Origin of the sequence: Parafrankia sp. Ea1.12, assembly GCF_900465275.1 — a bacterium.
Taxonomy (GTDB): Bacteria; Actinomycetota; Actinomycetes; order Frankiales; family Frankiaceae; genus Parafrankia; species Parafrankia soli.
This window is the reverse complement of record NZ_UBIZ01000674.1, coordinates 1-22,740: the sequence shown is the minus strand read 5'-3', so window position 1 is coordinate 22,740 and position 22,740 is coordinate 1. Positions and strand designations below refer to the sequence as shown.

Annotated in this window: 18 protein-coding genes and 2 pseudogenes; 14 read left to right on the top strand and 6 right to left on the bottom strand. The window is 68.0% G+C overall.

Annotated features, from left to right (window positions below):
- Nucleotides 1–331 precede the first annotated feature (331 nt).
- Nucleotides 332–565: pseudogene (locus tag FMEAI12_RS34885) on the top strand (integrase); the annotation flags it as partial.
- A gap of 175 nt (nucleotides 566–740) precedes the next feature.
- On the opposite strand, the gene FMEAI12_RS36855 reads toward FMEAI12_RS34885, so the two are convergent.
- A complete protein-coding gene (locus FMEAI12_RS36855) occupies nucleotides 741–959 on the bottom strand; it encodes a hypothetical protein (protein WP_160144383.1) in 219 nt (72 codons plus the stop codon).
- A gap of 855 nt (nucleotides 960–1,814) precedes the next feature.
- On the opposite strand from FMEAI12_RS36855, the gene FMEAI12_RS34870 reads away from it, so the two are divergent.
- The 3 genes from FMEAI12_RS34870 (at nucleotide 1,815) to FMEAI12_RS34860 (ending at nucleotide 4,074) form a co-directional block, all read left to right on the top strand.
- Nucleotides 1,815–2,345 carry a group II intron maturase-specific domain-containing protein gene (locus tag FMEAI12_RS34870; protein WP_235015072.1) on the top strand — a complete coding sequence of 177 codons (531 nt, stop codon included), beginning with the start codon at nucleotides 1,815–1,817 and terminating at the stop codon, nucleotides 2,343–2,345.
- 187 nt (nucleotides 2,346–2,532) lie between these two features.
- Nucleotides 2,533–3,141 carry an RNA polymerase sigma factor gene (locus tag FMEAI12_RS34865; RefSeq protein ID WP_112109303.1) on the top strand — a complete coding sequence of 203 codons (609 nt, stop codon included), beginning with the start codon at nucleotides 2,533–2,535 and terminating at the stop codon, nucleotides 3,139–3,141.
- A 57-nt stretch (nucleotides 3,142–3,198) separates the two neighbouring features.
- The gene (locus FMEAI12_RS34860) at nucleotides 3,199–4,074 is read left to right on the top strand and encodes a hypothetical protein (protein WP_112109300.1); all 876 of its coding nucleotides are present in this window, start codon (nucleotides 3,199–3,201) and stop codon (nucleotides 4,072–4,074) included.
- A 373-nt stretch (nucleotides 4,075–4,447) separates the two neighbouring features.
- On the opposite strand, the pseudogene FMEAI12_RS34855 reads toward FMEAI12_RS34860, so the two are convergent.
- From FMEAI12_RS34855 to FMEAI12_RS34845, 3 genes and pseudogenes are all read right to left on the bottom strand, one after another.
- Nucleotides 4,448–4,657, bottom strand: a pseudogene (locus FMEAI12_RS34855) (SAM-dependent methyltransferase); the annotation flags it as partial.
- 527 nt (nucleotides 4,658–5,184) lie between these two features.
- Entirely contained in the window at nucleotides 5,185–7,131 is a 1,947-nt protein-coding gene (locus tag FMEAI12_RS34850; RefSeq protein ID WP_235015070.1) for an FAD-dependent oxidoreductase, read from the bottom strand.
- The gene (locus FMEAI12_RS34845; RefSeq protein WP_112109299.1) at nucleotides 7,041–7,589 is read right to left on the bottom strand and encodes a phosphoribosyltransferase; all 549 of its coding nucleotides are present in this window, start codon (nucleotides 7,587–7,589) and stop codon (nucleotides 7,041–7,043) included. Before FMEAI12_RS34845 ends, FMEAI12_RS34850 begins: the two co-directional genes overlap by 91 nt.
- A gap of 283 nt (nucleotides 7,590–7,872) precedes the next feature.
- Between FMEAI12_RS34845 and FMEAI12_RS34840 the strand changes: the two genes are divergently transcribed.
- On the top strand, nucleotides 7,873–8,229 hold the full coding sequence (locus tag FMEAI12_RS34840) for a hypothetical protein (RefSeq protein WP_112109298.1): 357 nt from the start codon (nucleotides 7,873–7,875) through the stop codon (nucleotides 8,227–8,229).
- A 34-nt stretch (nucleotides 8,230–8,263) separates the two neighbouring features.
- The gene (locus tag FMEAI12_RS34835; RefSeq protein ID WP_112109297.1) at nucleotides 8,264–8,713 is read left to right on the top strand and encodes a DUF1931 family protein; all 450 of its coding nucleotides are present in this window, start codon (nucleotides 8,264–8,266) and stop codon (nucleotides 8,711–8,713) included.
- Nucleotides 8,714–8,798: 85 nt separating this feature from the next.
- Here FMEAI12_RS34835 and FMEAI12_RS34830 read toward each other — a convergent pair whose 3' ends face one another.
- Entirely contained in the window at nucleotides 8,799–9,416 is a 618-nt protein-coding gene (locus FMEAI12_RS34830; protein WP_112109301.1) for an Hsp20/alpha crystallin family protein, read from the bottom strand.
- A 467-nt stretch (nucleotides 9,417–9,883) separates the two neighbouring features.
- Between FMEAI12_RS34830 and FMEAI12_RS34825 the strand changes: the two genes are divergently transcribed.
- The 4 genes from FMEAI12_RS34825 to FMEAI12_RS34810 all read left to right on the top strand — a co-directional run bounded on the left by FMEAI12_RS34825 (nucleotide 9,884) and on the right by FMEAI12_RS34810 (nucleotide 14,043).
- A complete protein-coding gene (locus tag FMEAI12_RS34825; protein ID WP_112109296.1) occupies nucleotides 9,884–10,354 on the top strand; it encodes a general stress protein in 471 nt (156 codons plus the stop codon).
- A 198-nt stretch (nucleotides 10,355–10,552) separates the two neighbouring features.
- Nucleotides 10,553–12,475, top strand: coding sequence for a molecular chaperone DnaK (gene dnaK, locus FMEAI12_RS34820; RefSeq protein ID WP_112109295.1), 1,923 nt, complete (start codon nucleotides 10,553–10,555; stop codon nucleotides 12,473–12,475).
- On the top strand, nucleotides 12,468–13,064 hold the full coding sequence (locus tag FMEAI12_RS34815) for a nucleotide exchange factor GrpE (protein WP_112109294.1): 597 nt from the start codon (nucleotides 12,468–12,470) through the stop codon (nucleotides 13,062–13,064). The genes dnaK and FMEAI12_RS34815 overlap by 8 nt, the downstream gene beginning before the upstream one ends.
- A 1-nt stretch (nucleotide 13,065) precedes the next feature.
- Nucleotides 13,066–14,043 (top strand): DnaJ C-terminal domain-containing protein, encoded by a 978-nt coding sequence (locus tag FMEAI12_RS34810; protein ID WP_112109293.1) that lies wholly within the window; start codon nucleotides 13,066–13,068, stop codon nucleotides 14,041–14,043.
- Nucleotides 14,044–14,048: 5 nt separating this feature from the next.
- Here FMEAI12_RS34810 and FMEAI12_RS34805 read toward each other — a convergent pair whose 3' ends face one another.
- A complete protein-coding gene (locus tag FMEAI12_RS34805) occupies nucleotides 14,049–15,251 on the bottom strand; it encodes an IS110 family transposase (protein ID WP_112109292.1) in 1,203 nt (400 codons plus the stop codon).
- Nucleotides 15,252–15,457: 206 nt separating this feature from the next.
- Here FMEAI12_RS34805 and FMEAI12_RS34800 point away from each other — a divergent pair, with 206 nt between their 5' ends.
- The 4 genes from FMEAI12_RS34800 to FMEAI12_RS34785 all read left to right on the top strand — a co-directional run bounded on the left by FMEAI12_RS34800 (nucleotide 15,458) and on the right by FMEAI12_RS34785 (nucleotide 22,560).
- The gene (locus FMEAI12_RS34800; protein WP_112109291.1) at nucleotides 15,458–15,781 is read left to right on the top strand and encodes a chaperone modulator CbpM; all 324 of its coding nucleotides are present in this window, start codon (nucleotides 15,458–15,460) and stop codon (nucleotides 15,779–15,781) included.
- Complete coding sequence (gene clpB / locus FMEAI12_RS34795) at nucleotides 15,772–18,402, top strand: ATP-dependent chaperone ClpB (RefSeq protein WP_112109290.1); 2,631 nt, start codon at nucleotides 15,772–15,774, stop codon at nucleotides 18,400–18,402. Before FMEAI12_RS34800 ends, clpB begins: the two co-directional genes overlap by 10 nt.
- Nucleotides 18,403–18,650: 248 nt before the next feature.
- Nucleotides 18,651–19,721 (top strand): integrase core domain-containing protein, encoded by a 1,071-nt coding sequence (locus FMEAI12_RS34790; protein WP_112109289.1) that lies wholly within the window; start codon nucleotides 18,651–18,653, stop codon nucleotides 19,719–19,721.
- Nucleotides 19,722–20,847: 1,126 nt separating this feature from the next.
- Nucleotides 20,848–22,560 carry a serine/threonine-protein kinase gene (locus FMEAI12_RS34785; RefSeq protein ID WP_160144382.1) on the top strand — a complete coding sequence of 571 codons (1,713 nt, stop codon included), beginning with the start codon at nucleotides 20,848–20,850 and terminating at the stop codon, nucleotides 22,558–22,560.
- Nucleotides 22,561–22,740: the final 180 nt, after the last annotated feature.

The following is a 22,740-nucleotide window of genomic DNA, read 5'->3' as shown; positions in this document are numbered from 1 at the left end:
CCACCCCCCGCATGGCGGCCACGGAGGGCCATACCTCCATCTCCCATGGAGCACCGCTCCAGAAGATCCCTGTCTATCTCAAGATCAGAGTCTCCCTTCACGCTCGTGGCGCAAGATCAACGAATACGAACGAGCCACCTAAAACCCCAGGTCACCACCGGTGGCCGAGTTCTGGCACCCCACAGGTCGCCCGACGCCGATCAGGTCGACCGCCTCGCCGACATCGTTGCCTGATCCCCGCCGAACGAAGGTAGATAGAGAAGCCTGACAGACGCGGTGTCAGCAAGCCTGTGGGGCTCCAGAATCCCGATTTGGGTGGTGACCTGCGCGTTTGCCTGCGAGGCTGGGCCCATGTCGGGCAGGCTGGACGGTCATGGTGTGGTCGCTGCTCTACGCCCTGACACGCAACGCTCTCGGCCTGATGCTGCTCCGGGTACGCGGGGACACCGCGAAGGACGTCGAGCTCCTCGTCCTGCGACACCAGGTTGCTGTGCTGCGACGACAGGTCCACCGCCCGGCCCTGGAACCGAAGGATCGGATGATCCTCGCAGCCCTGTCCCGGCTGCCCGGCCGCCCAGTCCCACCGGGGCTTGGGCTGGGTACGGCGCAGCACCGTGACCTCATGCCGTAGCACCAGCAGTTCCAGGGTCCTTGGCGGCCGACGAGCGGCCGAGTAGAACCAGCCAGCCACAGAGCCGAACGAAGATCAGGTACAGCAGGCGCACGGACATAGTTGACCGTCATGCGGCCGGCCCCGCGCTGGCGCATCGCCCCAGGTCACAGGACCAGGCCGACTTCTGGCACCCCACAGGCACCCCGCGGGCCCGCGCCGCTCGCGCGGCCTTCCACAGTGCCTCGTCCGCGGCGTCGGCGGCGTCCGCGGCGGCGGCCAGCGCGGCCAGCGTCTGCTCGTCCTCGGGGTCGCGGGGCGTCCAGACAGGCCGGGGTATACCCGGCACCCTACCGGGTTTCCGTCTCACGTTGACACGCCTACCCTGAGATCATTACCGTCTTATCTTGATATGCAAACTCCGCCGCCAGAGGTCCGAGACCGGCGGGAGTGAAACGGGTCCACAGGTTGTGACCACCACCCAAATAGGGTGGTGGTCCGAGCGATATTGGGCGACGGCGCGGTGGCCAGTTTATCGCATTGCAGGTGGGCAAGACTGGCCTAGTGCACCCGAATAGATCAGTTCGGTTCGATCGACGCGCCGGCACCAAGGCGTGACGCCTGTTGCGGGTAGCAGCCATTCAGCAAGCTCAAGAGAATCTCCTACGGAAACCATGAGGAGGAGAATGACTACCAAAAGGAAGAGAGCCGTCTACAAGCTGATACTGACGTCAGTCATCGCCCTCGCGAGTCTCCTGTTCACACCCGCACTCGCTCAGGCACAGTCGTTCGGCGGCACGGTGAGGGGACAACGAGTCCAGCCGTTCGGCGGCACGGTGACAGGACAACGGGTCCAGCCCTCTGGCGGCACGGTGACAGCACGCCCACTACCGCCCGGACCAGAAGACGTGTCCCCGCCTAGGTCGGGAGACTTTGGACCTGTTTGGCCCCAGGGGTGCGGTCCGGGGGGACAGTTCTGTGTGCCGGGGCAGAGTGGGGATCGGTTCGACGTTGAGAACAGATGATCTTTAGGTCGGTTCTTGTGCAAGAGGGCTTCCGGTCGGCACTGGGCGCACTGCCGGCCGGGGGCCCTCAATCGTCTCCGGACTCCGCCGGCGCTGGTTCGATCCACGCCGCGGTGAGCTGCGCGGCCAGCCACGCCTTGGCCCGCCGGTACGCCCACAGCCCTCCGAGCTCCGGCCGGATGGAGGAGGTCGGGCTGCGGCTGCACCCGACCAAGACCAGGATCGTGTACTGCAAGGACGGAAGGCGACGTGGCTCGTACGAGCACACCTCGTTCACGTTCCTGGGGTACGCCTTCCGGCCCAGAGGCGCCAGGAGAGCCGACGGGACGATGTTCGTGGGCTTCCAGCCCACGGTCAGCCCTGAGGCGCTGGGGAGGATGAGCCAGCAGGTCCGCCGATGGCGGATCCACACGCGAACCAGACACGACCTGGGCGAGCTCGCCGCGCTGATCAATGCGGTCGTGGCGGGTTGGATGAACTACTACGGCCGGTTCTACCGGTCGCAGCTGTCCCCCCTCCTGCAACAGTGCGACGAGAAGAGCGGAGTGAACCGAGAGGCTCACGCTCCGTTCTGCGGGAGCCGGGGGTGCGATCCCCCCGGGCCACCCGACCAGGTCTCGACCGTGTACCAGCCGGCGAGATGTGCAGCTGACCGTATCGGTGCGGTGTCGTCCTGCTACCAGCAAGCCCCTGCTGTCGTCCTGTTCTGACCGGGGTCGCATCATCTGCGCGGTGAGCGAGAGCGCGGAGATGAGCGGAGACGCAGTCGCCACCGGTGGCACCCCGCGACGATCATCTGGCCCCGCGGGGTCGACATCCGCACCTGTCAGCACGGCAGCCTCGCTGACATCGGCGCCACCGGTTCCACATACCTTCGCCGGGGCCGACAGTCCGCCGATCGAGGAGCCGGATCTCTCCTCGGCAGTGATCGAAGCGCAGCGCGGTGACGAGGCGGCCTTCAGGTTGATCTACCGGCTGATCCAGCCGGGTCTGCTGCGGTACCTGCGGGTACTCGTCGGCAACGACGCCGAGGATGTGGCGTCCGAGGCGTGGCTGCAGATAGCCCGGGACCTGGCATCGTTCCGCGGGGACTTCGACGGGTTTCGTGGCTGGGCAGCCACGATCGCGCGTCACCGCGCGCTCGACCACCTGCGCCGACGCACTCGCCGCCAGCGAGACGACATACCAGTTGAGATGGTGACGACAGAACTGGCCGCGCCCGACGACACCGCCGGAGGGGCGTTGGAGGCGATGTCCACCGAGGCCGCCATGCGCCTGATCGCGGGTCTGCCGTTGGACCAGGCGGAGGCGGTGCTCCTGCGGGTAGTCATGGGGCTGGACGCGAAAACCGCGGGGCGGGTCCTGGGCAAGCGCGCCGGCGCAGTCCGCACCGCGGCGCACCGGGGGTTGCGCCGGCTCGCCGAACAGCTCGCTGAGCAGAGGATCACCGAAGCCGGTCGACCGGAGGCAGGTGAACATGATCGGGGTGACAGCACGCGACGATGACCATGGGCCGCGGCCCGGTGTAACACCGGCGAGAGCTTCGACGCTGAAGGACGTGAGATGAGCACACACCGACCCCGTCGGATCGGCCGGGGCGAGGCAGAACGGATGCTTCGCGGCGGCCCGGTCAACGACGGGGTCGGTGCGGATCCCCTTGCCGACCTGCTCGCCGCCGTGGCCGCTCCGGCCCGCGATGGCGAACTTGACGGTGAGGAAGCGGCCGTGGCCGCTTTCCGGGAGGCGCGTCTCACCCACGTCACCCAGCCGCGGAGAAAACCCATGATCAAGCTGATGTTCGCAAAACTCCTGACCGTGAAGGCCGCCGCAATGGCGGCCGGGGCCACGGCTATCGGTGGCGTCGCCGTCGCTGCCAGCACAGGAGTACTCCCCATCGCCGGTGGGGGTGGCAGCGCCGCTGTGTCCCCGACGGCCTCGCCCTCCGCCGAGGTGAGCATCCCGGCGATCCCCGTGCCGAGTGCCGGCGCGTCCGTCTCGGCGTCACTGCTCGGCCTGTGCCACACCCACACAGCCGCCGCAGCGACCGACGCCCGCACGACTCTCGATTCCCCGAACATGCGCGCGCTCGTCACTGCCGCCGGCAGCCCTGACAAGGTCGACGCCTTCTGCGCGAAGGCACTACAGGCGGAGACCGACGCCGCCGCGACACCGGGCACCACCGCCGGTGTGAGTGGAAGTGCGGGGCCGGGCGGTGCTGGTGTCGGCGCACAGGTTCCGGGTGCGGGTACGGGTGCGAGCGCGGGGCCGGATGGTGCGGGTCTTGGCGTCCATGTGGGGCCAAGTGCAGGAGTGGGTGCGAGTGCGGGGCCGGGCGGTGCTGGTGTCGGCGCGCAGGTTCCGAGCGCGGGAGTGGGCGCAAACGTCGGCCAGGGCGGCGCCGGACTCGGTGCCAGCGCGGCCCCGTCGGTGCATCGCTGACCGATGGGCGTCACACGATGTCTGGTAGATCACTGCAGCCGTGCCGACGTGATCTATCAGACATCGTTCCGCCTGCTGAGCGCTCCTCGCGTTTCCCGCTCATCGCCCGTGACCATCCTCCACCCACGGTGTCGACAGAGCGGGCCACCCCTTCACCCAGTGCTGCGCGGTCCTGGGATCCACGCCGAGCGGCTCGACCAGCCGCCGGTTGCCCCCGCCGACCCCGCACCCGGCGGGGCCGACACCTGTCGCACACGCATCCTCGGCGGGCTGATCAACGAATATCGCAACACCGCCCGACCACTTGCACGGAAGATCCCGTCACCGCAAAAGACCAGCTCACAGGCCGAATCGGGGTTCTGGAGCCCCACAGGCGGACCAGGCCGTACGGGTCGTCCGCCTCAGAGATGAAGTGCAGCACGGCGATCAGGGAGAGCACGAGCGGCCGGTCGAGGTCGAGAGTCTCGGCCAGCTCGGGCGAGGCGAGGATCTTCTCCGGCTCGCGCAGGTCGGCGTCGAGGTAGGTGGTGCGGCCCTGCCGGGTACCGGTCAGCAGGGCGTGGGCGTGCGCGAGGACGATCGGTACCACCCCTGGGTTGCACATGTCCGTTTTTTGAGGCTCATGCCGGCGCGGCCCGTCGAACGGTGAGGTCGCCGCAGCTCAGCCCGGGGGTGTCGCCGGCTCACCCCGCGGCCTAAGAAATCTTCGGAGGTTCGTCCGCCGCTGCTGGTCGCACGCTCAGCGCCAGGCCCACGTCCGCGGCCAGAGCGAGCCGAAGCCTGTGATTGTTCGCCAGTGCGATCTCGTCCCAGTAGGAGGGGCGCATCATCGGCTGTCAAGGGCCATTGAGAACGGCCCCAGCCTGGGAGGATGCACCGTCGCGTCGCCAGGCAGTGCCCGCGTGAGCGGCCCGTGTCTCGCGGACAGGTTCGGCGATGCATGGCCGGGTACCGGCACAGCGCACTCGCCGTGTCCCGGGCCCGCTTCGCGGGCTCCTCAGCTTCCCGCTCACCATCCCTCACGCATCGAACCTTAGTTCGAGCGCGAGGCCGCCGAGGAGAGGATCCCCCGGCCCGGCCAGGACGAGCCGAAGACTCGACGAGCCGGGATCACAGACCAGGACACGACGGTCCGAGGTCGGGGCCGGGGGAGCTGTTGACACTGGACCGCCTTCTGAAGGTCACCGATGCCGGGCTGCCGGTGCTCTCGAGGTGTGCGTACAACATGCGGATGGCGGTGGCGCCCTCGCCGACGGCCGAGGCGACTCGGCGGACGGTGCCGCTGCGCACGTCGCCCACGGCGAAGACGCCGGGTTGGCTGGTCTCCAGCATGTGCGCACGGCAGTCGGGACGCCGCGGCGCGCCGTCCCGCGTCGTCGCGGCGGCGGTCGTGGCGTTGCTTGCCGCATTGGTCGCGGTGGTGGTCCTGGTCATGGCTTCTTCCGCGTCCGTGCCGGTGAGCACGAAACCGCGGTCGTCCAGCGCGACGGTGTCCGCGAGCCACCCGGTGCAGGGCTTCGCGCCGATGAAGACGAAGAGTGCCTCGGCCGGGACCGTGCGCTGTTCACCGGTGTGCTTGTCGCGCAGGACGAGAGCTCGCAGCGAGTCGTCTCCCTGGACCTCCTGGACCTCTGTGTGTGGCACGACGAACACCCGGGGATGCCGCATGATCCGGTCGACCAGGTACCGGGACATATTCCCGGTCAGGTCGTCCTCCCGGACCACCAGGTGGACGACCGGCGCGACGTCGGCCAGGAAGATCGTTGCCTGCCCGGCGGAGTTGCCACCGCCGACTACCGCGACCGGGCGGCTGACGCACAGGCGGGCCTCCATCACCGTCGCGGCGTAGTGGACGTCCGTCCCCTCGAACTTCCCGATGCCGGGCACGTCCAGCCGGCGGTACCGCGCGCCGGTGGCGATCACCACAGTCCGGCTGACGATCTCGGGGTGAGAGCTGCCGGTGTCGCACCGGACCACGTACAGGTCACCGTCCGGTACCAGCGCCACCGCCTCGGCCGGCACGTTGATCTCGGCGCCGAACTTGTGCGCCTGGATGGCCGCCCGGTCGGCGAGTTCCGCCCCGGAGATCCCCGCGGGGAAGCCGAGGTAGTTCTCGATCCGGGACGATGTGCCTGCCTGCCCGCCGGTGGCGACGGCATCGAGCGCGGTGGTGGCCATCCCGTCCGAGGCGGCGTAGACAGCCGCCGCGAGCCCGGCGGGACCGGCCCCGACGACCAGCACGTCCCGGACCGACGTGTCCGCTCGCGCCACTGGCAGGCCGATGGCCTGGGCCAGCTCGGTGTTGCTCGGATTGTGCAGCACCAGGGTGTCCCGCCAGATCACCACCGGGGTGTCCTGGGGCTTCAGGCCGATGGCGCGCAGCACCTTCTCCGTCTCGCGGTCCTGTTCCAGGTCCACGAACCGGTGCGGCAGCCGGTTGCGCGCGGCGAACTCCCGCAGCCGCCGGCTGTCCGGGCTGTAGCGGGAGCCGATGATCCGGAACCCGGCCCCCAGACCGATCAGCATCGACCGGCGCTGGAAGCAGGTCCGCACGATCTCGTCGCCGAGGGCGGCGTCGCGGTTTATCACGTCCCGCAGGACGTCCAGCGGCACCGCGAGCATCTCGCCGTCCTCGCCGGCGACCGCGGTGAAGAAGGAGACCTGACCCTCCAGCAGACCCAGCTCACCGAGGTAACGACTGGGTCCGTGCACCCGGACCACCCGTTCCTCGTCGGTGCCGCACCCGGTGATCACGAGTACCTTGCCGCGCAGGATGACCAGGAACTCCTCGGTCCGTTCGCCCTCCCGGACCAGCACCTCGCCCGCTCGGACCTGGCGCCGTTCCCCACGGGCGGCCAGGGTCGCGATCTGATCGTCGGACAGCCTGGGATACGCCCCGTACAGGTCGGGTGTCTCAGTCAGATCAGGAGTCTCTGTCAGGTCGGACGCGTCCCTGCGTTCGGAGGTCAGCGTGGATGCGGCGGCCGGTCCCTCCCCGTCCGTTGCGCCGTGCTCCCGCCGAAGGTCCTGGTCGGTGGTCGAGCGCCGCTCAGACATACGACTCCTCGAAGTGGCCTGTCATGCTGCGAGCGGAAAGGTTTCCGGTGGTTCTCGTCGACCACGATCACGGTCCGCGCCGAGACGTCCATCGCCGGTCTTCCGTCCCGGAACATCTGCTCTCGGTGCAGCAACTCACGGCCTTCGGCCTCCGCCACCCGCTGGATGACCTCGGAGGAGAGGCTCATGCCGCGGATCATGTGGTCGTTGAGAACCAGCACCCCGCCGCTGGCGATCGTGCCCATCGCCAGTTCCTCCTGGTCCGGCACCCCCAGCTTGCGGACGACGAAGACGTCGAGTGGCGCGCCGAGATCCTTCGCAACCTCGTAGGCGACCGGCACCCCACCCCGCGCCAGCCCCAACACCAGCACGTCAGGACGGCATCGGTACTGGCCGAGAAGTCCCGCCAGGAATCTGCCGGCATCCCGGCGGTCACGGAACACGCGGTTGTTCGACATGACCTTGTATCCTGCCTGTTCGGCGGCCAAGGGTGGCGTGATTCCCCATCGCGGCCAACAGAAACCACATCGCCGGTCCGCGGCTATCTCCCCGCGGGCTTCCCGGGCTCCCGCGGCCCCGCGCGGAGGAATGGGAGCATGCGGTTATATGGCTGAGATAGCGTTTATGTGAGCTCGAAGAAATGATCTCTTGCGGAACCGGCCCACCCGTTTCACTCTGGCTATGTGGACGTGGGCAGAGTGGACCTGGGTGGAAACGAAGCAACGAGGATCGGGAGAGATCATGGCGGTGAAACTGAACAGAAAGGCCTATGACCATGCCCGGAAGCTGATCGAGGACAGGAAGGTCGTTCTGGACGAGCGGGACGACTGGAGTGAGCATCAGCCGTCAGCTCAGCAGGAGAACAGGTTCATCGAGGAGCACGGCCTCGGTGAGTACCAGAAGTGGTACCTGGGGATCGACGACGAGATCGGCGAGGACCGGAAGACGCGGTACAAGTTCCCCTACGGAGACTTCGAGAACGTGCACCGGGGCGGGGTCCTGTCGGCCGAGTCGAGAGCCGGGCAGTACAAGCATTTCGACGTTGAACAGGCCGCCGCCCACCTGCATGGAATGCTTGACGTCGTACGCGCCGGATAGTGGCGCGTGCGCGACCAGCCGAGGGAGGATCACCATGCCGGTTATGGGCGTGACCAGGTTCGAGCGATTCTTCCGGACCGCCGCGGGTCTGGACATAGACAAGAACGACGTGAAGCGTTACGGCGATTTCGTCAACGACAAGGTCTTCGATCTGCTGCTCATGGCGCAGGCGACCGCGAAGGCGAACGTCCGAGATGTGATAGCGCCCTGGGACCTGCCCATCACCAAAGGCCTCCAGGAGAGCATGCACCGTTTCCGGGATCTCGACGAGGAGATCGAGCTGCGTCCCATCCTGGAACAGATCGCGGCTCGCCCCCCGCTGGACCTTGCCCTGAGCGACGACACCGCGGCCCGCCTTCCCCTCATCGTCGGCGGACTAAGCCTCGCACTCGCCAGAGCCTTCAGGATCATCGAACCGAAGATCAAGAATCCCGGGCCCAACGAATGGGAGCGCGTCAGCCGCATCTTCGACCTCCTCCTTTGAACACCTGGGGGAAGGCGCTGGAGGAAGGGAAGGCGTGGTCGGGTCAGCGCGATCGGGTCAGCGCGGTCATGTCACGTCAATCGGGTCAGCCGTTGGACGATCCCGCGCCGGATGTCTGCGCGCTGGACGCTCCGGCTTCGGACGACGATGACTCGGCTTCGGACGACCTGGTGGTGGCGTCGGTGTACTGGCCCGAGGTGTCATCGATCGTCCGGCCGCTCTGCGTCGCCGTGGGTCCGGAGATCTCGATGTGGCGGGGCTGGCTGCTGCGGGCCTTCGCCAGCCGGACGGTCAGCACACCGTTGTCCAGGCTCGCCGTCACCGATTCGGGGTCGACGTCTCCGGGCAGCGTGATCTGGTGCTCGAAGTGGCCGAGCCGACGGGTCTGCCGGCGCAGCTTGCCGCGGCGTTCCCGCTCCTTGATCTCGCCGGTGACGAACAGCTCGTTCTCCTTCAGATCGATCGAGACGTCCTTGGGGTCGACGCCGGGCAGTTCGAGTTCGACCAGGAACGCGTCGTCGGTCTCCTCGACGTCCACCGCCGGCACCATCGCGGCGAGGACCCCGTAGGGCCGGTGCTCCCCGCCGACGACATCGCCGAGAAGGCTGCCCATCCGGGTCCAGGCGTCCTCGATCTCGCGGAACGGGTCCCAGCGAGTCGTCGGCACCGGACGGTCGGTGCCCGCGCGTGTTGGCAGGTTCATGATCCACCCCCAGGGCTGTTGCTCATGGTTTCTGGCGTGCACTCCAATCGTCGTCCGCGCCCGCTTCGCCGGCAAACGTAGACACCGTGGATGTTCGTGCTGGCTGCCGCGGCCGCCAGCACGAGTCGGTTCTCGCGGCCCCCGGAGATCTCGGGCGTACTCGGTTGGGTTTTCGGCACGCGGGCAGTCTGTAAAAACGACCGCGTCGTTCGGGGAAATACCTTGGATGCCCTGCGCGGTGGCGCAACCACGACCCACGTCGGGTGGGGGCGATCGATATGTCACATGGTGATAGCGATTTCGGGACAGATGAGGGCAGTGCCCGCGGCTCCCGATCGAATGACCTTGGAGCCGGTGCTCCTGGAGCTGGGGTTCTCCACCGCGGTGACCCGCGCGTCGATGATGCTCGGAGTGAGCGGGGGACGGACCGTGCGGACGGGACCGGCCGCACGGTCGGGTCGCAGAAAGTGGTCGCCATCTTCAGTACCTACGCCGATGCCGAACGGGCCGTCGATCGACTTGCCGACCTTGACTTCCCGGTGGAGAAGACCGCCATCGTCGGCCGCGACCTGCACACGGTCGAGAAGGTCACGGGTCGGCTGACCTGGGCCTCGGTGGCTGGCCGGTCGGCGCTCGCCGGTGCCGTCACGGGCGCGCTGATCGGCTGGATCTTCGGTCTGTTCCACTGGATCAATCCTGTTCAGGCAGCGGTGCTGCTCGCGCTCTACGGAGCCATCTTCGGCGTAATCCTCGGTGCTCTGATGGGTCTGCTGATGTATGCGTTCAGCCGGGGCCGGCGGGATTTCGTCTCCGTGTCGGCGCTGAGTGCCGATCGCTACGACCTGCTCGTCGATGCCGACGTGGCGGACGAGGCGGCCCGGCTCCTGGCGGAGACCGAGTTCGGCCGGCTCTCGTCCGCCGGGAGCGGCCGGACCTGACATCGATCATCCGCCGGCCCGGCCGGCCGGTACGCGCGGTGGCACATCGTGTGGACGTGTCGGCCTCTGGTCCGCCGTCTCGCTCTGGTTCGCCGTGTAACAGCGTGTTGCGGTTTTCGTCCGGCCGGTCCTACCGTGGTCGTGAGGTCTGCCGGGGCCCCGCCACTTCCACCAGAAGGCTCCCACCGGGAGGTCATCGTGGGAAAGGCAGTAGGAATAGATCTGGGGACCACCAACTCGGTCATCGCCGTCGTCGAGGGCGGCCAGCCGACAGTTATCCCCAATATTGAGGGCTCGCGCACGATGCCTTCGGTCGTGGCTTTCACGGAGAGCGGCGAGCGGCTAGTGGGTGAACTCGCCCGCCGCCAGGCGATTCTCAATCCAAAAGGCACGATCACCGCGGTCAAGCGGTTCATCGGCCGCCGGTACAGCGAGGTCACGAGCGAGCTGAAGACAGTCACGTACGACATCACCGCTGGGAAGGAAGACGCAGTACGGATCGTGGTTCGCGGGCGCGAGTACGCCCCCGAGGAGATCTCGGCGATGGTGCTCCGGAAACTGGCCGACGACGCCGCCAAGTTCCTCGGCGAAAAGGTCACCGAAGCCGTAATCACCGTGCCGGCGTACTTCAACGACGCGCAACGGCAGTCGACCAAGGACGCCGGCCGGATCGCCGGACTGGAAGTACTGCGCATCATCAACGAGCCCACCGCCGCGGCGCTGGCCTACGGGATGGACAAGAGGTCGCACGAGGCGGTGCTGGTCTTCGACCTGGGCGGCGGCACCTTCGACGTCTCGATCCTGGATGTGGGCGACGGCATCGTCGAGGTGCGCGCGACCGCCGGCGACACCCATCTCGGCGGCAACGACTGGGACCGCCGCCTCGTCGACTTCCTCGCCGACGAGTTCAAGAACCAGGCCGGCATCGACCTGCGCAACGATCCGCAGGCACTGCAGCGGCTCTTCGAAGCCGCCGAGAAGGCAAAGGTCGAGCTTTCGTCTGTCTCCCAGACCCAGGTCAACCTGCCGTTCATCACCGCCGACGCGAACGGCCCGAAGCATCTGAACACGGCGGTCACCCGCTCCCTGTTCGTGAAGATCACGGCCGATCTGCTCGAACGGTGCATGCCGCCGCTGCGGCAGGCGATGGCGGACGCGAAGATCTCGGAGAACGACATCGACGAGGTGATCCTCGTCGGCGGGGCGACCCGGATGCCGGCCGTACAGGCCATGGTCCGGCGACTCACCGCCGGCAAGGACCCGAACATGACCGTCAACCCGGACGAGGTCGTCGCCGTCGGCGCCGCCATCCAGGCCGCGGTCCTCAAGGGCGAAGTCTCCGACGTCCTGCTCCTCGACGTCACCCCGCTCTCCCTCGGCGTCGAGACCCTCGGCGGCGTCAGCACCAAGGTCATCGAACGCAACACCACCATCCCCGCGCGGCGCAGCGAGACGTTCTCCACCGCCGAGGACAACCAGTCGGCCGTCGACATCGTCGTCCTGCAGGGCGAACGCGAGATGGCCGCCGACAACCGGACGCTGGGCCGCTTCCGCCTCGAGGGCATCCGCCCCGCGCCCCGCGGCCAGGCCCAGGTCGACGTCACCTACGACATCGACGCCAACGGCATCCTCAACGTCACCGCGAAGGACAAGGACACCGGCGCGCAGCAGCAGATCACCATCTCCGACAACACCAACCTGCCGCCGGATGAGATCCAGCGGATGGTCGCCGACGCCGAGCAGAACCGGGCCGAGGACGCCCGGCTGCGGGAGAACGCCGACGCCCGCAATCAGCTCGACACGATCGCCTACCAGGTCGAGCAGCGGCTGACCGAGCTCGGCGACCAGGTCCCCGTGCACGAGAAGGCCCGCGCCGAACAGCTTGTCGCCGACGCCCGCCGCGCGCTGGAGGAGCACGCCGATGTGGATCGCGTCCGGCCGCTCATCAACGATCTCCAGCAGGTCCTCTACGGCCTTCCCGCCGCCGCGCAGCGCGAGGCGGCCTCCGCGGCCAGCGGCGGAGCCGGAGCAGGCGGAGCTGGAGCAGGTGGACCGGGCGAGGCCGCGGCCGGTGGGGACGACGTCATCGACGCCGACTTCACCACGCGTGACGATGGGTGAGAACCGATCGGATGCCGAGCGGCCCGAGACCGCTCCGGCACCCGATCTCGCCGCGGAACTCGAGCGGTGCCAGGCCAGCCACCTGCGGACTCTCGCCGACTTCGACAACTACCGTCGGCGGACCGGACGCGAGATCGGCGCCGCGAAGGCAGCCGAGCGGGATCGCGTGGTCCTCGCGTGGGTGCCGGTGCTGGATCATCTCGAGCTCGCCCTCTCGCACGCGGACGCCGACCCCGACTCGCTCGTCGACGGGGTACGCGGGGTACGCCAGCTCGCTCTGGAAGCGCTGCGGAACTCCGGGGTCACTCGGCTTGACGACGAGACCGGCGCCTTCGACCCGACCCGTCACGAGGTCGGCGCCGTCGTCGACAGCGGCTCAACGTCCCGTCCGCCCCCGGCGGGCACCGTTGTCGAGGTGCTCCGGCCGGGATACCAGGCCGACGGCCGCGTACTGCGCCCCGCGTCCGTGGCCGTGAGCGCCGGACCGAAACCGAACAGCGGAGCAAAATTGGACAACGGGCCGAGGCGGGATACCGGGTCAGAACCAGGAAAGGGACCAGGACCGGATACCGAGCCGGAAGCATCGTGACATGAGCAGCGGCCGGACCACGGATCGGGCCAGCGAGGACTTCTACGAGATCCTCGGGGTCCCCCGGAACGCCGACGCCGACGCGATCCAGCGGGCGTACCGGAAACTCGCCCGCCAGTACCACCCCGACATCAACTCCGATCCTGGGGCCGAGGAGCGGTTCAAGGACCTGTCGGAGGCGTATGACGTGCTCTCCGATCCCGACACCCGGGCGCGCTACGACCGGTTCGGCCGGGATTTCCGCCGGATGCCCGAAGGCGCCGAACGATGGGCGGGCGCAGGCGCGGGTGCCGGGGCGCGTGCCGGCGCCGGTGGCGGTCCGGGCTTCCGGTTCGAGGGGTTCGAGGGTTTCGACTTCGAGGACCTGTTCGGCGGTACGGGCGGCGGATTTTTCCGCGGCCGAGGCCGGGCGGGACCGGTGTCCGGCGCCGACCAGGAAGCCGAGATCGAGGTCACCCTCGCCGAGGCCTACCGAGGCGGTCGGCGCAGTGTCACCCTGGCGGGCCCGGCCGGGCCCCGCGAGGTCCAGGTCACCATCCCGCCCGGAGTGACCCACGGGCAGCGGCTGCGGCTCGCGGGCCAGGGCGGGCGCGGCCGGGACGGCGGGGATCCGGGCGACCTCTACCTCGTGGTTCGCCTCGCGCCCGACCCCCGATTCCGGGTTGAAGGCCGGGACGTGCACACCGATCTGCCCCTCGTGCCGTGGGAGGGCGTGCTCGGCACGAAGGTCGCCATCACCACCCCGGACGGCGAGCAGGTGACCGTCACCGTCCCGCCCGGCACCTCCACCGGCCGCAAGCTCCGCCTGCGCGGCAGGGGCCTGCCCCGCCCGGCGCGTGGTTCGAGGCGCGGTGACCGCGCCGGCGACCTCTACGCGCACGCCCGAATCATGGTCCCGACCAACCCCACTCCGCGGGAGACGGAGCTGTTCCGCGAGCTCGCCGAGGTCTCGTCCTTCAACCCCAGGGAGTCTCAATGACTGAGTCAAGTGCCCTGCGCGGCGGGTGGGGTGGCGGTGAAGATCCTTTTGTCGCGCAGGAGTGCCCACAGGACGTCGACGCGTCGACGCGCGAGGGCGATCACGGCCTGGACGTGCTTGAGGCCCTCGCCGCGTTTCTTGCGGTAGAAGTCCCGGTTTGGTCCGTCGCGGATGATGCTGGTCTGCGCGGACAGGTAGAACACCCGGCGCAGCCGGCGGCTGTAGCGCTTGGGCCGGTGCAGGTTGCCGGTGCGCCGTCCGGAGTCGCGGGGGACGGGGACCACGCCGGCCGCGGAGGCGAGGTGGCCCGCGTCCCGGTAGGCGGCCAGGTCGCCGACGGCGACGACGAACTCGGCACCGAGGATCGGGCCGATCCCGGGCAGCGACTCGATGATCTGGGCCTGGGGGTGGGTTCGGAACGTCTCGGCGATCTGTTTGTCGGTGTGTTTGAGCCGGTCGTCGAGCGCGAGGATCTGAGCGGCGAGATCAGCGACGATCTGGGCGGCGACCTTCTCGCCGGGCAGCGCGGTCTGCTGGGCCTGGGCCGCTTCCAGGGCGGTGGCGGCGACGGTGTCGGCGCCGCGTACGCCGCGGCGGGTCAGCCAGGCGGTCAGCCGGGCCCGGCCGCGGCCGCGCAGCGCGCCGGGGGTCTGGTAGCCGGTCAGCAGGACCAGCGCGCCCTTGTGGTTGGAGTAGTCGAAGGCCCGTTCCAGCGCGGGGAAGATCCCGGTGAGCATGTCACGGAGCCGGTTGACGAGGCGGACCCGATCGGCGACCAGGTCGGTGCGGTGTCCGGTCAGCAACGTCAGGTCCGCGGCCAGCTGCGCGGGCACGTCGACGGCGGCCAGGTCACGGCGTTGGCGGGCGGTCTCGGCGATGACGAACGCGTCCCGTGCGTCGGTCTTGCCCTCGCCCCGGTAGGCCCCGGCCATCCGGTTGACCGTCCGGCCCGGGACATAGACGGCCTGCTGGCCGTGCGCGGCGAGCAGCGCGAGCAGCAGTGCGGACGTCGCCCCGGAGATGTCGACCGCCCACGACGCCTGTTCTGCCAGCTGAAGAGCCTCACCGATCGCGGTGAGGATCACCGTCTCGTCGTTGTCGATCTTCTTCGACCAGACCTGAGCGCCGGTGTCGTCGACCGCGCTCGCCCAGTGATGGGCCTTGCCGACATCGATACCGACCCAGACCCGGGCACGTGTGTCGCCCACGCATCACTCCTCAGTGCCGCCAGCATGCCTGCGGCCCGAGGAACACCCCGCCGTCATCTCCGTAAACAGCGACCGGAACGCGCATCTCAATCAGCGGCCAGGGTGCCCCGGAGAACCGGACGGCCACTCCTTGGAAGCCACCAAGGGCAAGAAGCCATCAGCCACATCCGGTCCTCCCGGGCCGCCTAACAACTTACGGAGAGGTCATGACGACGCTGCTCGTGCGCGCCAGCGCCCGTACCCAGGGCCTCGACCTGGACGCGTTCTGTGTCGCGGCGCACCTGCATCCCGAACTCGTCCGCCGGCTGGTGACGCTGGGTCTCCTCGACGCGGAGATCGACCCCGCCGGCCACTACACACTCGCGGCGACGGCGGTGGCACGCGCCGGCCGTATCGAACGGCTGCGCCGCGACCTCGGCATCACCTACACGGCGACCGGGGTCGTGCTCGACCTGCTCGACCGGATCGACGAACTCGAACGGCTCCTCCGTGCCCGACCCGCCCGAGGCGAGGTGCATCCATGGACATGAACAAGCTGACCGAGAAGTCCCGCGAGGCTCTTGACGCCGCGCAGGCACGAGCGGTGCGCCTCGGCCATGTCGAGGTGGACGGCGAACACCTGCTGGCCGCGCTACTCGAACCGCCCGAGGGACTGGCGCGCCGCCTGCTGATCGCCTCGGGCGGGGATCCGGCCGCCATCGCCGAAGCGGTCGAGAACGAACTGCGGCGCCGACCCAAGGTGTCCGGACCCGGCGCGCGACCCGGCGAGGTGTATGTGACCCAGCGGCTGTCCCGCCTGCTGGACGCCGCCAGCAGGGAGGCCGGTCGACTCAAGGACGAGTACGTGTCGGTCGAGCACCTCCTCCTCGCCCTCGTCGACGAGGGACAGTCCAGCGCCGCCGGCCGGATCCTCGCCCATAACGGCCTCACCAGGGAGAAGCTGCTCACCGCGCTGACCGAGGTCCGCGGGAACCAGCGGGTGACGTCGGCGAACCCCGAGGCCACCTACGAGGCGCTGGAGAAGTACGGCCGCGACCTGGTCGCGGAAGCCCGCGACGACCGGCTCGACCCGGTCATCGGCCGCGATTCCGAGATCCGCCGGGTCGTGCAGATCCTCTCCCGCAAGACGAAGAACAACCCGGTGCTGCTCGGCGACCCGGGGGTCGGCAAGACGGCGATCGTCGAGGGCCTCGCCCAGCGCATCCACCGGGGCGACATACCTGAGGGACTACGCAACCGGACGGTGTTCCAGCTCGACCTGGCGGCGCTGGTCGCCGGAGCCAAGTACCGGGGCGAGTTCGAGGAGCGGCTCAAGGCGGTTCTGAGCGAGGTCAAGGCGGCCGAAGGCCGGATCCTGCTGTTCGTCGACGAGCTGCACACCGTCGTGGGCGCCGGCGCGGCCGAGGGGTCGATGGACGCCGGGAACATACTCAAGCCGATGCTCGCCCGCGGCGAACTGCACCTCATCGGCGCCACCACCGTCGAGGAGTACCGCAAGCACATCGAATCCGACGCCGCGTTCGAACGCCGCTTCCAGCCGGTGCTGGTCGACGAACCGACGGTGGAGGATACGATCTCGATCCTGCGCGGACTGCGCGAGCGGTTTGAGATCTTCCACGGCGTGCGGATCCAGGACGGTGCGCTGGTCGCGGCGGCGGTGCTGTCGCACCGCTACATCTCCGACCGGTTCCTGCCCGACAAGGCGATCGACCTCGTCGACGAGGCATGCGCCATGCTCCGCACCGACATCGACTCGATGCCCACCGCGCTCGACGAGATCACCCGTAAGGTCACCCGGCTGGAGATCGAGGAGGCCGCGCTGGCGAAGGAGAGCGACCCGGCCAGCGTCGCCCGGCTCGACCAGCTCCGCAAGGAGCTCGCCGACCTGCGGGCGGAGGCGGACGCCATGCGCGCACAGTGGGAGTCAGAACGGCAGGCCATCCGCAAGGTCCAGGAGCTGCGCGAGGAGATCGAGCATGTCCGCCGGCACGCGGACGAAGCCGAGCGTGCCTACGACCTCAACACGGCCGCCGAGCTGCGCCACGGCCAACTCCCGGAACTGGAACGCCGGCTGGCCGCCGAGGAGGAACGTCTGGCCGGCCGCCAGCACGGGCAACCGCTGCTGCGCGAACTGGTGACCGAGGAGGAGATCGCCGACATCGTCTCCCGCTGGACCGGCATCCCCGTCACCCGGCTCGTCGAGGGCGAGCGCGAGAAGCTGCTGCGCCTTGACGACATCCTGCATCAGCGGGTGGTCGGCCAGGACGAGGCCGTCAGTCTGGTGGCGGACGCCGTCATCCGCGCGCGCTCCGGTATCAAGGACCCCCGGCGCCCGGTCGGGTCGTTTATCTTCCTGGGACCGACCGGCGTCGGGAAGACCGAGCTCGCGCGCACGCTCTCCGAGGCGCTGTTCGACTCCGAGGAGGCGATGATCCGCATCGACATGAGCGAGTACCAGGAGCGCCACACGGTCAGCCGGCTGATCGGCTCTCCTCCCGGCTACATCGGCTACGAGGAGGGCGGGCAGCTCACCGAGGCGGTGCGCCGCAAGCCGTACTCCGTGGTCCTCTTCGACGAGATCGAGAAGGCCCATCCCGATGTCTTCAACACGCTCCTGCAGGTCCTGGACGACGGCCGGCTGACCGACGCACGGGGCCGAACCGTCAGCTTCACCAACACAGTGATCATCATGACGTCGAACATCGGCTCGCAGTGGCTGATGGACGCGGTGACGCCCGACGGCGAGATCGAACCCGAGGCGCGGGCCCGGGTGATGGCCGACCTGAGGGAACGATTCCGCCCCGAGTTCCTCAACCGGCTCGATGAGATCGTCCTGTTCAAGCCGCTCACCCTGGCCGAGATCGAACAGGTCGTCGACCTGCTGGTGGAGGACCTGCGCCGGCGGCTCGCGGACCGCCAGATCACCCTGGAGATCACCGAGCCGGCCCGGTTGTTCATCGCCCGCGAGGGGTTCGACCCGGTCTTCGGCGCCAGGCCGCTGCGGCGGTTCATCCAACGCGAGGTCGAGACCCGGATCGGCCGGGCACTGGTCGCCGGCGACGTCACCGACGGCTCCCGCGTCACCGTCGACCTGGTCGAGGACCATCTCGCTGTCACGCATGACGTGCCCGCGATGCAACGGGTTCAATGAGCCATTCCCGGCAACGATCCGTGACGTTAAGTGACTATTGCGCGGTGTGAGTGTCCCCGGGGGCTACGACGACGAAGGCGCGGGGCTCCGATAGGAAGTTGTTCCGACCAAAGAGCAACTCCGAAGGAACCCCGCGCCTCCATGAGTTTCACATACACCGCCGAGTTGCCTGTGGGGCTCCAGAACCCCGGTTTGGGCGGTGACCTGCGTATTTGCCTGCCGGACTGGGCCTGTGTCGGGCAGGCTGGATGGTCATGGTGTGGTCCCTGCTCTACACCCTGACACGCAACACTCTCGGACTGATGCTGCTCCGAGTCCGCGGCGACACCGCGAAGGACGTCGAGCTCCTCGTCCTGCGACATCAGGTGGCGGTGTTGCGACGGCAGGTTCACCGGCCGGCGCTGGAACCAAAGGATCGAGTGATCCTCGCAGCCCTGCCCCGGCTGCTACCCCGGGCCCGCTGGGACAGCTTCTTCGTCACCCCGGCCACCGTGTTGCGCTGGCACCGTGACCTCCTCGCACGGAAATGGACCTATCCGCGGAAGTCGCCCGGGCGGCCGCCGGTCCGCCGGGAGATCCGCGAACTGGTCCTGCGCCTCGCACGGGAGAACCCGACCTGGGGCCACCGCCGCATCCAGGGAGAACTCCTCGGGCTGGGCTACCCGGTCGGAGTCGCCACCATCTGGCGGATCCCGCACCGCGCCGGCGTCGACCCCACGCCCCGACGGGCTGACACCTCCTGGCGCACGTTCCTACGCGCGCAGGCCTCCGGCATCCTCGCCTGCGACTTCTTCACCGTGGACACCGTATTCCTACAACGGATCTACGTGTTCTTCATCGTCGAACACGCCACCCGCCGTGTCCACGTCCTCGGGGTCACCAAGCATCCAACCGCGGCCTGGGTCACCCAACGTGCACGGAACCTGCTGATGAACCTCGAGGAACGTGGCCACCGGTTCCGGCTCCTCATCCGTGACCGCGACACGAAATTCACGGCTTCCTTCGATGCAGTCTTTACCGGAGCCGGTATCGACGTGGTGCGCACACCACCACAGTCACCCCAAGCGAACGCGATCGCGGAACGCTGGGTCGGCACCGCCCGCAGGGAATGCACCGACAGGCTGCTGATCGTCTCCGAACGGCACCTGACCGCCGTCCTCGACAGCTACGCGAAGCATTTCAACACCCACCGACCCCACCGCTCCCTCCGCCAGCACCCACCCGACTCACCACCCGTGGCCACCCCGACCCCGGGGTCCACCATCCGCCGCACACGCATCCTCGGCGGACTGATCAACGAATACCGCAACGCCGCCTGACGACCCCCGCAGACGATCACCCGGGCCGCAAAAGAACAGCTCACAGGCCGCACCCGGATTTTGGAGCCCAACAGGCTCGCGCGGCGTCCGATTCCTTGACAAGGACCCCGGCCAGGAAGAACAGCCGCCTCGAAACCGACCATGCCGACGGCCCGAACCTCACAAAACTGCCCCGCCATACCAGTCCGAACACAAACACCGCCTATACTTATGTTCGTGACGAACAGAGGTTACACACGAACGAGATCAGCTCTGATTATCTTCTGTGTGCTGGTAGGCACCTTCGTAACGGCCGGCTACTCAGAGCTCCTCGCTTCATCTCCGGAGCCGGGATGCACGGATCGAAACGGACGCCTTCCCGGAAAGTTGAACGACCTTGCTGTGCTCGAGCTTCATCCTGATGGCGCAACTCTTCAAGAACAGAATTCCGGCTGCGGCGACAGCTCCGGCGCCGTATACGCGGAGCGTATACGGTCCCGCAAGCACAGTCAATGAGGTGGTGGGATTCTACAGTCGCGCTGTCCCCGCAGCCGGCTGGAAGCTGGAGTTCGTCAGAAATCCCAATGCCGAACCCGGACAACCTCTGCTTTACGGATCACGTATGTGCTTTTCCAGGACCGTCGAAGGCTCCACTATATTTCTGTCCGTGCGGTTCCAGAGCGACTTCGATAAAGCGTCGGCTGACGCCCTCGGACGGGACCTTCGAGACTTCGGCCTGCGTGTTGAGGTGATGCGCGATGGCCTCATGGCCTGCTAGATCTTCGACTATTTTGACAATCAGGTGCCGGTTCACTCCCAAGTTAACCGATCAGCACGCGGTTGCGAAGTAGACTAAAGTTCGCGCGTCCATACTGAACCGCCCCGAGCGGTGCAGCCTTCGGCGGTGCCAGCGCGAAGGGGTGTCGCCGACTCCTGAAAACTGGATCCTTCCCTGATCTTGTGATCGAAGTGGCCCCGGGGGGCAGGTCAGGTCGCACGAAGGATGCGTCTGGGCTCGGGCGTGGCTTCGCTGGGCAACGCGACCACGCGCTCGTCGAGCGTGCCAACACTGCCCAGTGAACGGTCCGCGTTCGCAAATGGGATAGTGGGCTCGTTGGCTGGCGTGTCGGAGGGGGGTCGGCGGTCGGTGAGCCGACGTTTCGGCAGTCTCTACACCCTCGATGAACCGGTGGGTCGTGGAGCCATGGGCGAGGTCTGGCGCGCCCATGCGAATGACGGCCGTGTGCTTGCCGTCAAGCTGCTACGCAGGGAGCTCGCCGAGGACCGGGCACTTGTTGCGCGTTTCCTCCTCGAGCACGCCGCCCTGTGCCAGATGCGGTCACCCCACGTGGTGGGAGTTCATGACCTGGTAGCCGAGGGCGGCCGGCTCGGGATCGTGATGGATTACGTCGACGGTCCCGATCTGCAAAAGGAGCTGCAGGCTCGTGGAACGCTTCCGGCGGCCGAGGCGGCCAGACTGGTGGCCGAGGTCCTGACCGGTGTCGCGGTTGGACACGAGATGCCGCAGAGCATCGTCCACCGTGACCTGAAACCGGCGAACATCCTGCTGGCGGCCGCCTCGGACGGTTCTCGCCGGGCCATGGTGACCGACTTCAGCATTGCCCGGATCATTGACGGAACAACCAGCATCACCGGAACCTCTATCGGCACGCCGCGGTACATGGCGCCCGAGCTGGTCGAGCAGGGCTCGGTCAGCCCGGCGGTGGACGTGTTCTCTGCCGGGATCATGCTCTACGAGTTGCTCGTCGGGCTGACTCCGTTCGCGCATCTGCCCACCCACGCGGCGATCTGGGCGGCGGCCGAGCGGTCACCGGGCCGCCCGGACGGCATCTCCGACGCCCTGTGGGCGATGATAGCCGACCTGGTCGCGGCCGATCCGGCCCGCCGCCCCTCCGCCAGGGTCGCCGCCGATTCGCTGGCCGCGCTCGTCGACGAGCTGGCCGGGCAGGACGCGCTGCCCCGGCTCACCGATCCGCCGTCACTCGTGCCCCGTCACTCCGCCGTGCTGCGGGATCTGACGGTGCCGCAGGAGGTGAGGGTGCCGCAGGATGTGACTGACGCAGCCACGCGCCCTGTGGTGGGGGAGTCGTCGGCGAATTCTGTGGACCCGACGGTAATCCGGTCGCCTGATCTTGCCGGGGGCGTCCCGGCCTACGAAATCGCCGCCGATGAAGCACCAGGTGGGGAGTCGTCGACCGTCGTTGCGCCGCGGCTGCCCGAGCTATCCGAAGAGACTCCCCGAAAAACCGGTGAACCGCAGGAACCGGAGGCGCTGGCGCCGCCCCGACTGCCGGTCCGCCGCCGGGTTCACTCGCTGCTGGCACTGCTCGCACCGCTTGTGTTGCTCGCAGCGGCGGTTGTTTCCCTGGTCATCTTTGTCGGAGATGGCCAGGGGTCCGAAGGTGCGCCGTCCGGTGCTCAGGCCGAAACTCGCACCATCCCGAGTACCGTCACTCCGAGTCCCTCCACCTCGACAAACGCTACGACGCCACTTCCTCCCCTCACGGAGACACCCCGGGCACCCATCGAACAGACGTCGATCGGCCGTCCTGTGGTGACAATTCTTAACAACTCTATGATGCAGGACCTGTCGGCCCATGCGGAACCTGTGGTTCGGTCGAATGGCTTCGTCGTGCGAAGCACCGGAGTTTACCATGAGCAAGTAGTATTTGCGTACACGACAATTTTATACGAGCCCGAGCAGGAGATCTACGCAATGGAATTGGCGAGCGCCCTGGGGTCGAATGATGCCGAGATCAGGGTTCGCCTAAATGATGGTCAAAGAATTCCCCGGAACGGCAGTCTTATTCTCGTCCTGACGCGCCGCTTCAAGGTCTAGTGCGCTGGCCATGAACGTTTCCGGTCGTGGTCAGGTGCTGGTGGGGTGGTTGCGGGCACACCGTCAGGGATGGGGGACGTTGACCGGTTCCTGGGGGTGATCCGTGATGGCACAGCTGGTACGGGCACGGCGGTTGACCGATGAGGAAGGGCAGCGGCTCCTACGCATCGTGCGCCGGGG

Coding starts and splice junctions, on each gene's coding strand:
- FMEAI12_RS34870 (WP_235015072.1), top strand. CDS start 1,815: ATGGAGGAGGTCGGGCTGCGGCTGCACCCGACCAAGACCAGGATCGTG.
- FMEAI12_RS34860 (WP_112109300.1), top strand. CDS start 3,199: ATGAGCACACACCGACCCCGTCGGATCGGCCGGGGCGAGGCAGAACGG.
- FMEAI12_RS34850 (WP_235015070.1), bottom strand. CDS start 7,131: ATGTCTGAGCGGCGCTCGACCACCGACCAGGACCTTCGGCGGGAGCAC.
- FMEAI12_RS34845 (WP_112109299.1), bottom strand. CDS start 7,589: ATGTCGAACAACCGCGTGTTCCGTGACCGCCGGGATGCCGGCAGATTC.
- FMEAI12_RS34840 (WP_112109298.1), top strand. CDS start 7,873: ATGGCGGTGAAACTGAACAGAAAGGCCTATGACCATGCCCGGAAGCTG.
- FMEAI12_RS34835 (WP_112109297.1), top strand. CDS start 8,264: ATGCCGGTTATGGGCGTGACCAGGTTCGAGCGATTCTTCCGGACCGCC.
- FMEAI12_RS34830 (WP_112109301.1), bottom strand. CDS start 9,416: ATGAACCTGCCAACACGCGCGGGCACCGACCGTCCGGTGCCGACGACT.
- FMEAI12_RS34815 (WP_112109294.1), top strand. CDS start 12,468: ATGGGTGAGAACCGATCGGATGCCGAGCGGCCCGAGACCGCTCCGGCA.
- FMEAI12_RS34810 (WP_112109293.1), top strand. CDS start 13,066: ATGAGCAGCGGCCGGACCACGGATCGGGCCAGCGAGGACTTCTACGAG.
- FMEAI12_RS34800 (WP_112109291.1), top strand. CDS start 15,458: ATGACGACGCTGCTCGTGCGCGCCAGCGCCCGTACCCAGGGCCTCGAC.
- clpB (WP_112109290.1), top strand. CDS start 15,772: ATGGACATGAACAAGCTGACCGAGAAGTCCCGCGAGGCTCTTGACGCC.
- FMEAI12_RS34790 (WP_112109289.1), top strand. CDS start 18,651: ATGGTCATGGTGTGGTCCCTGCTCTACACCCTGACACGCAACACTCTC.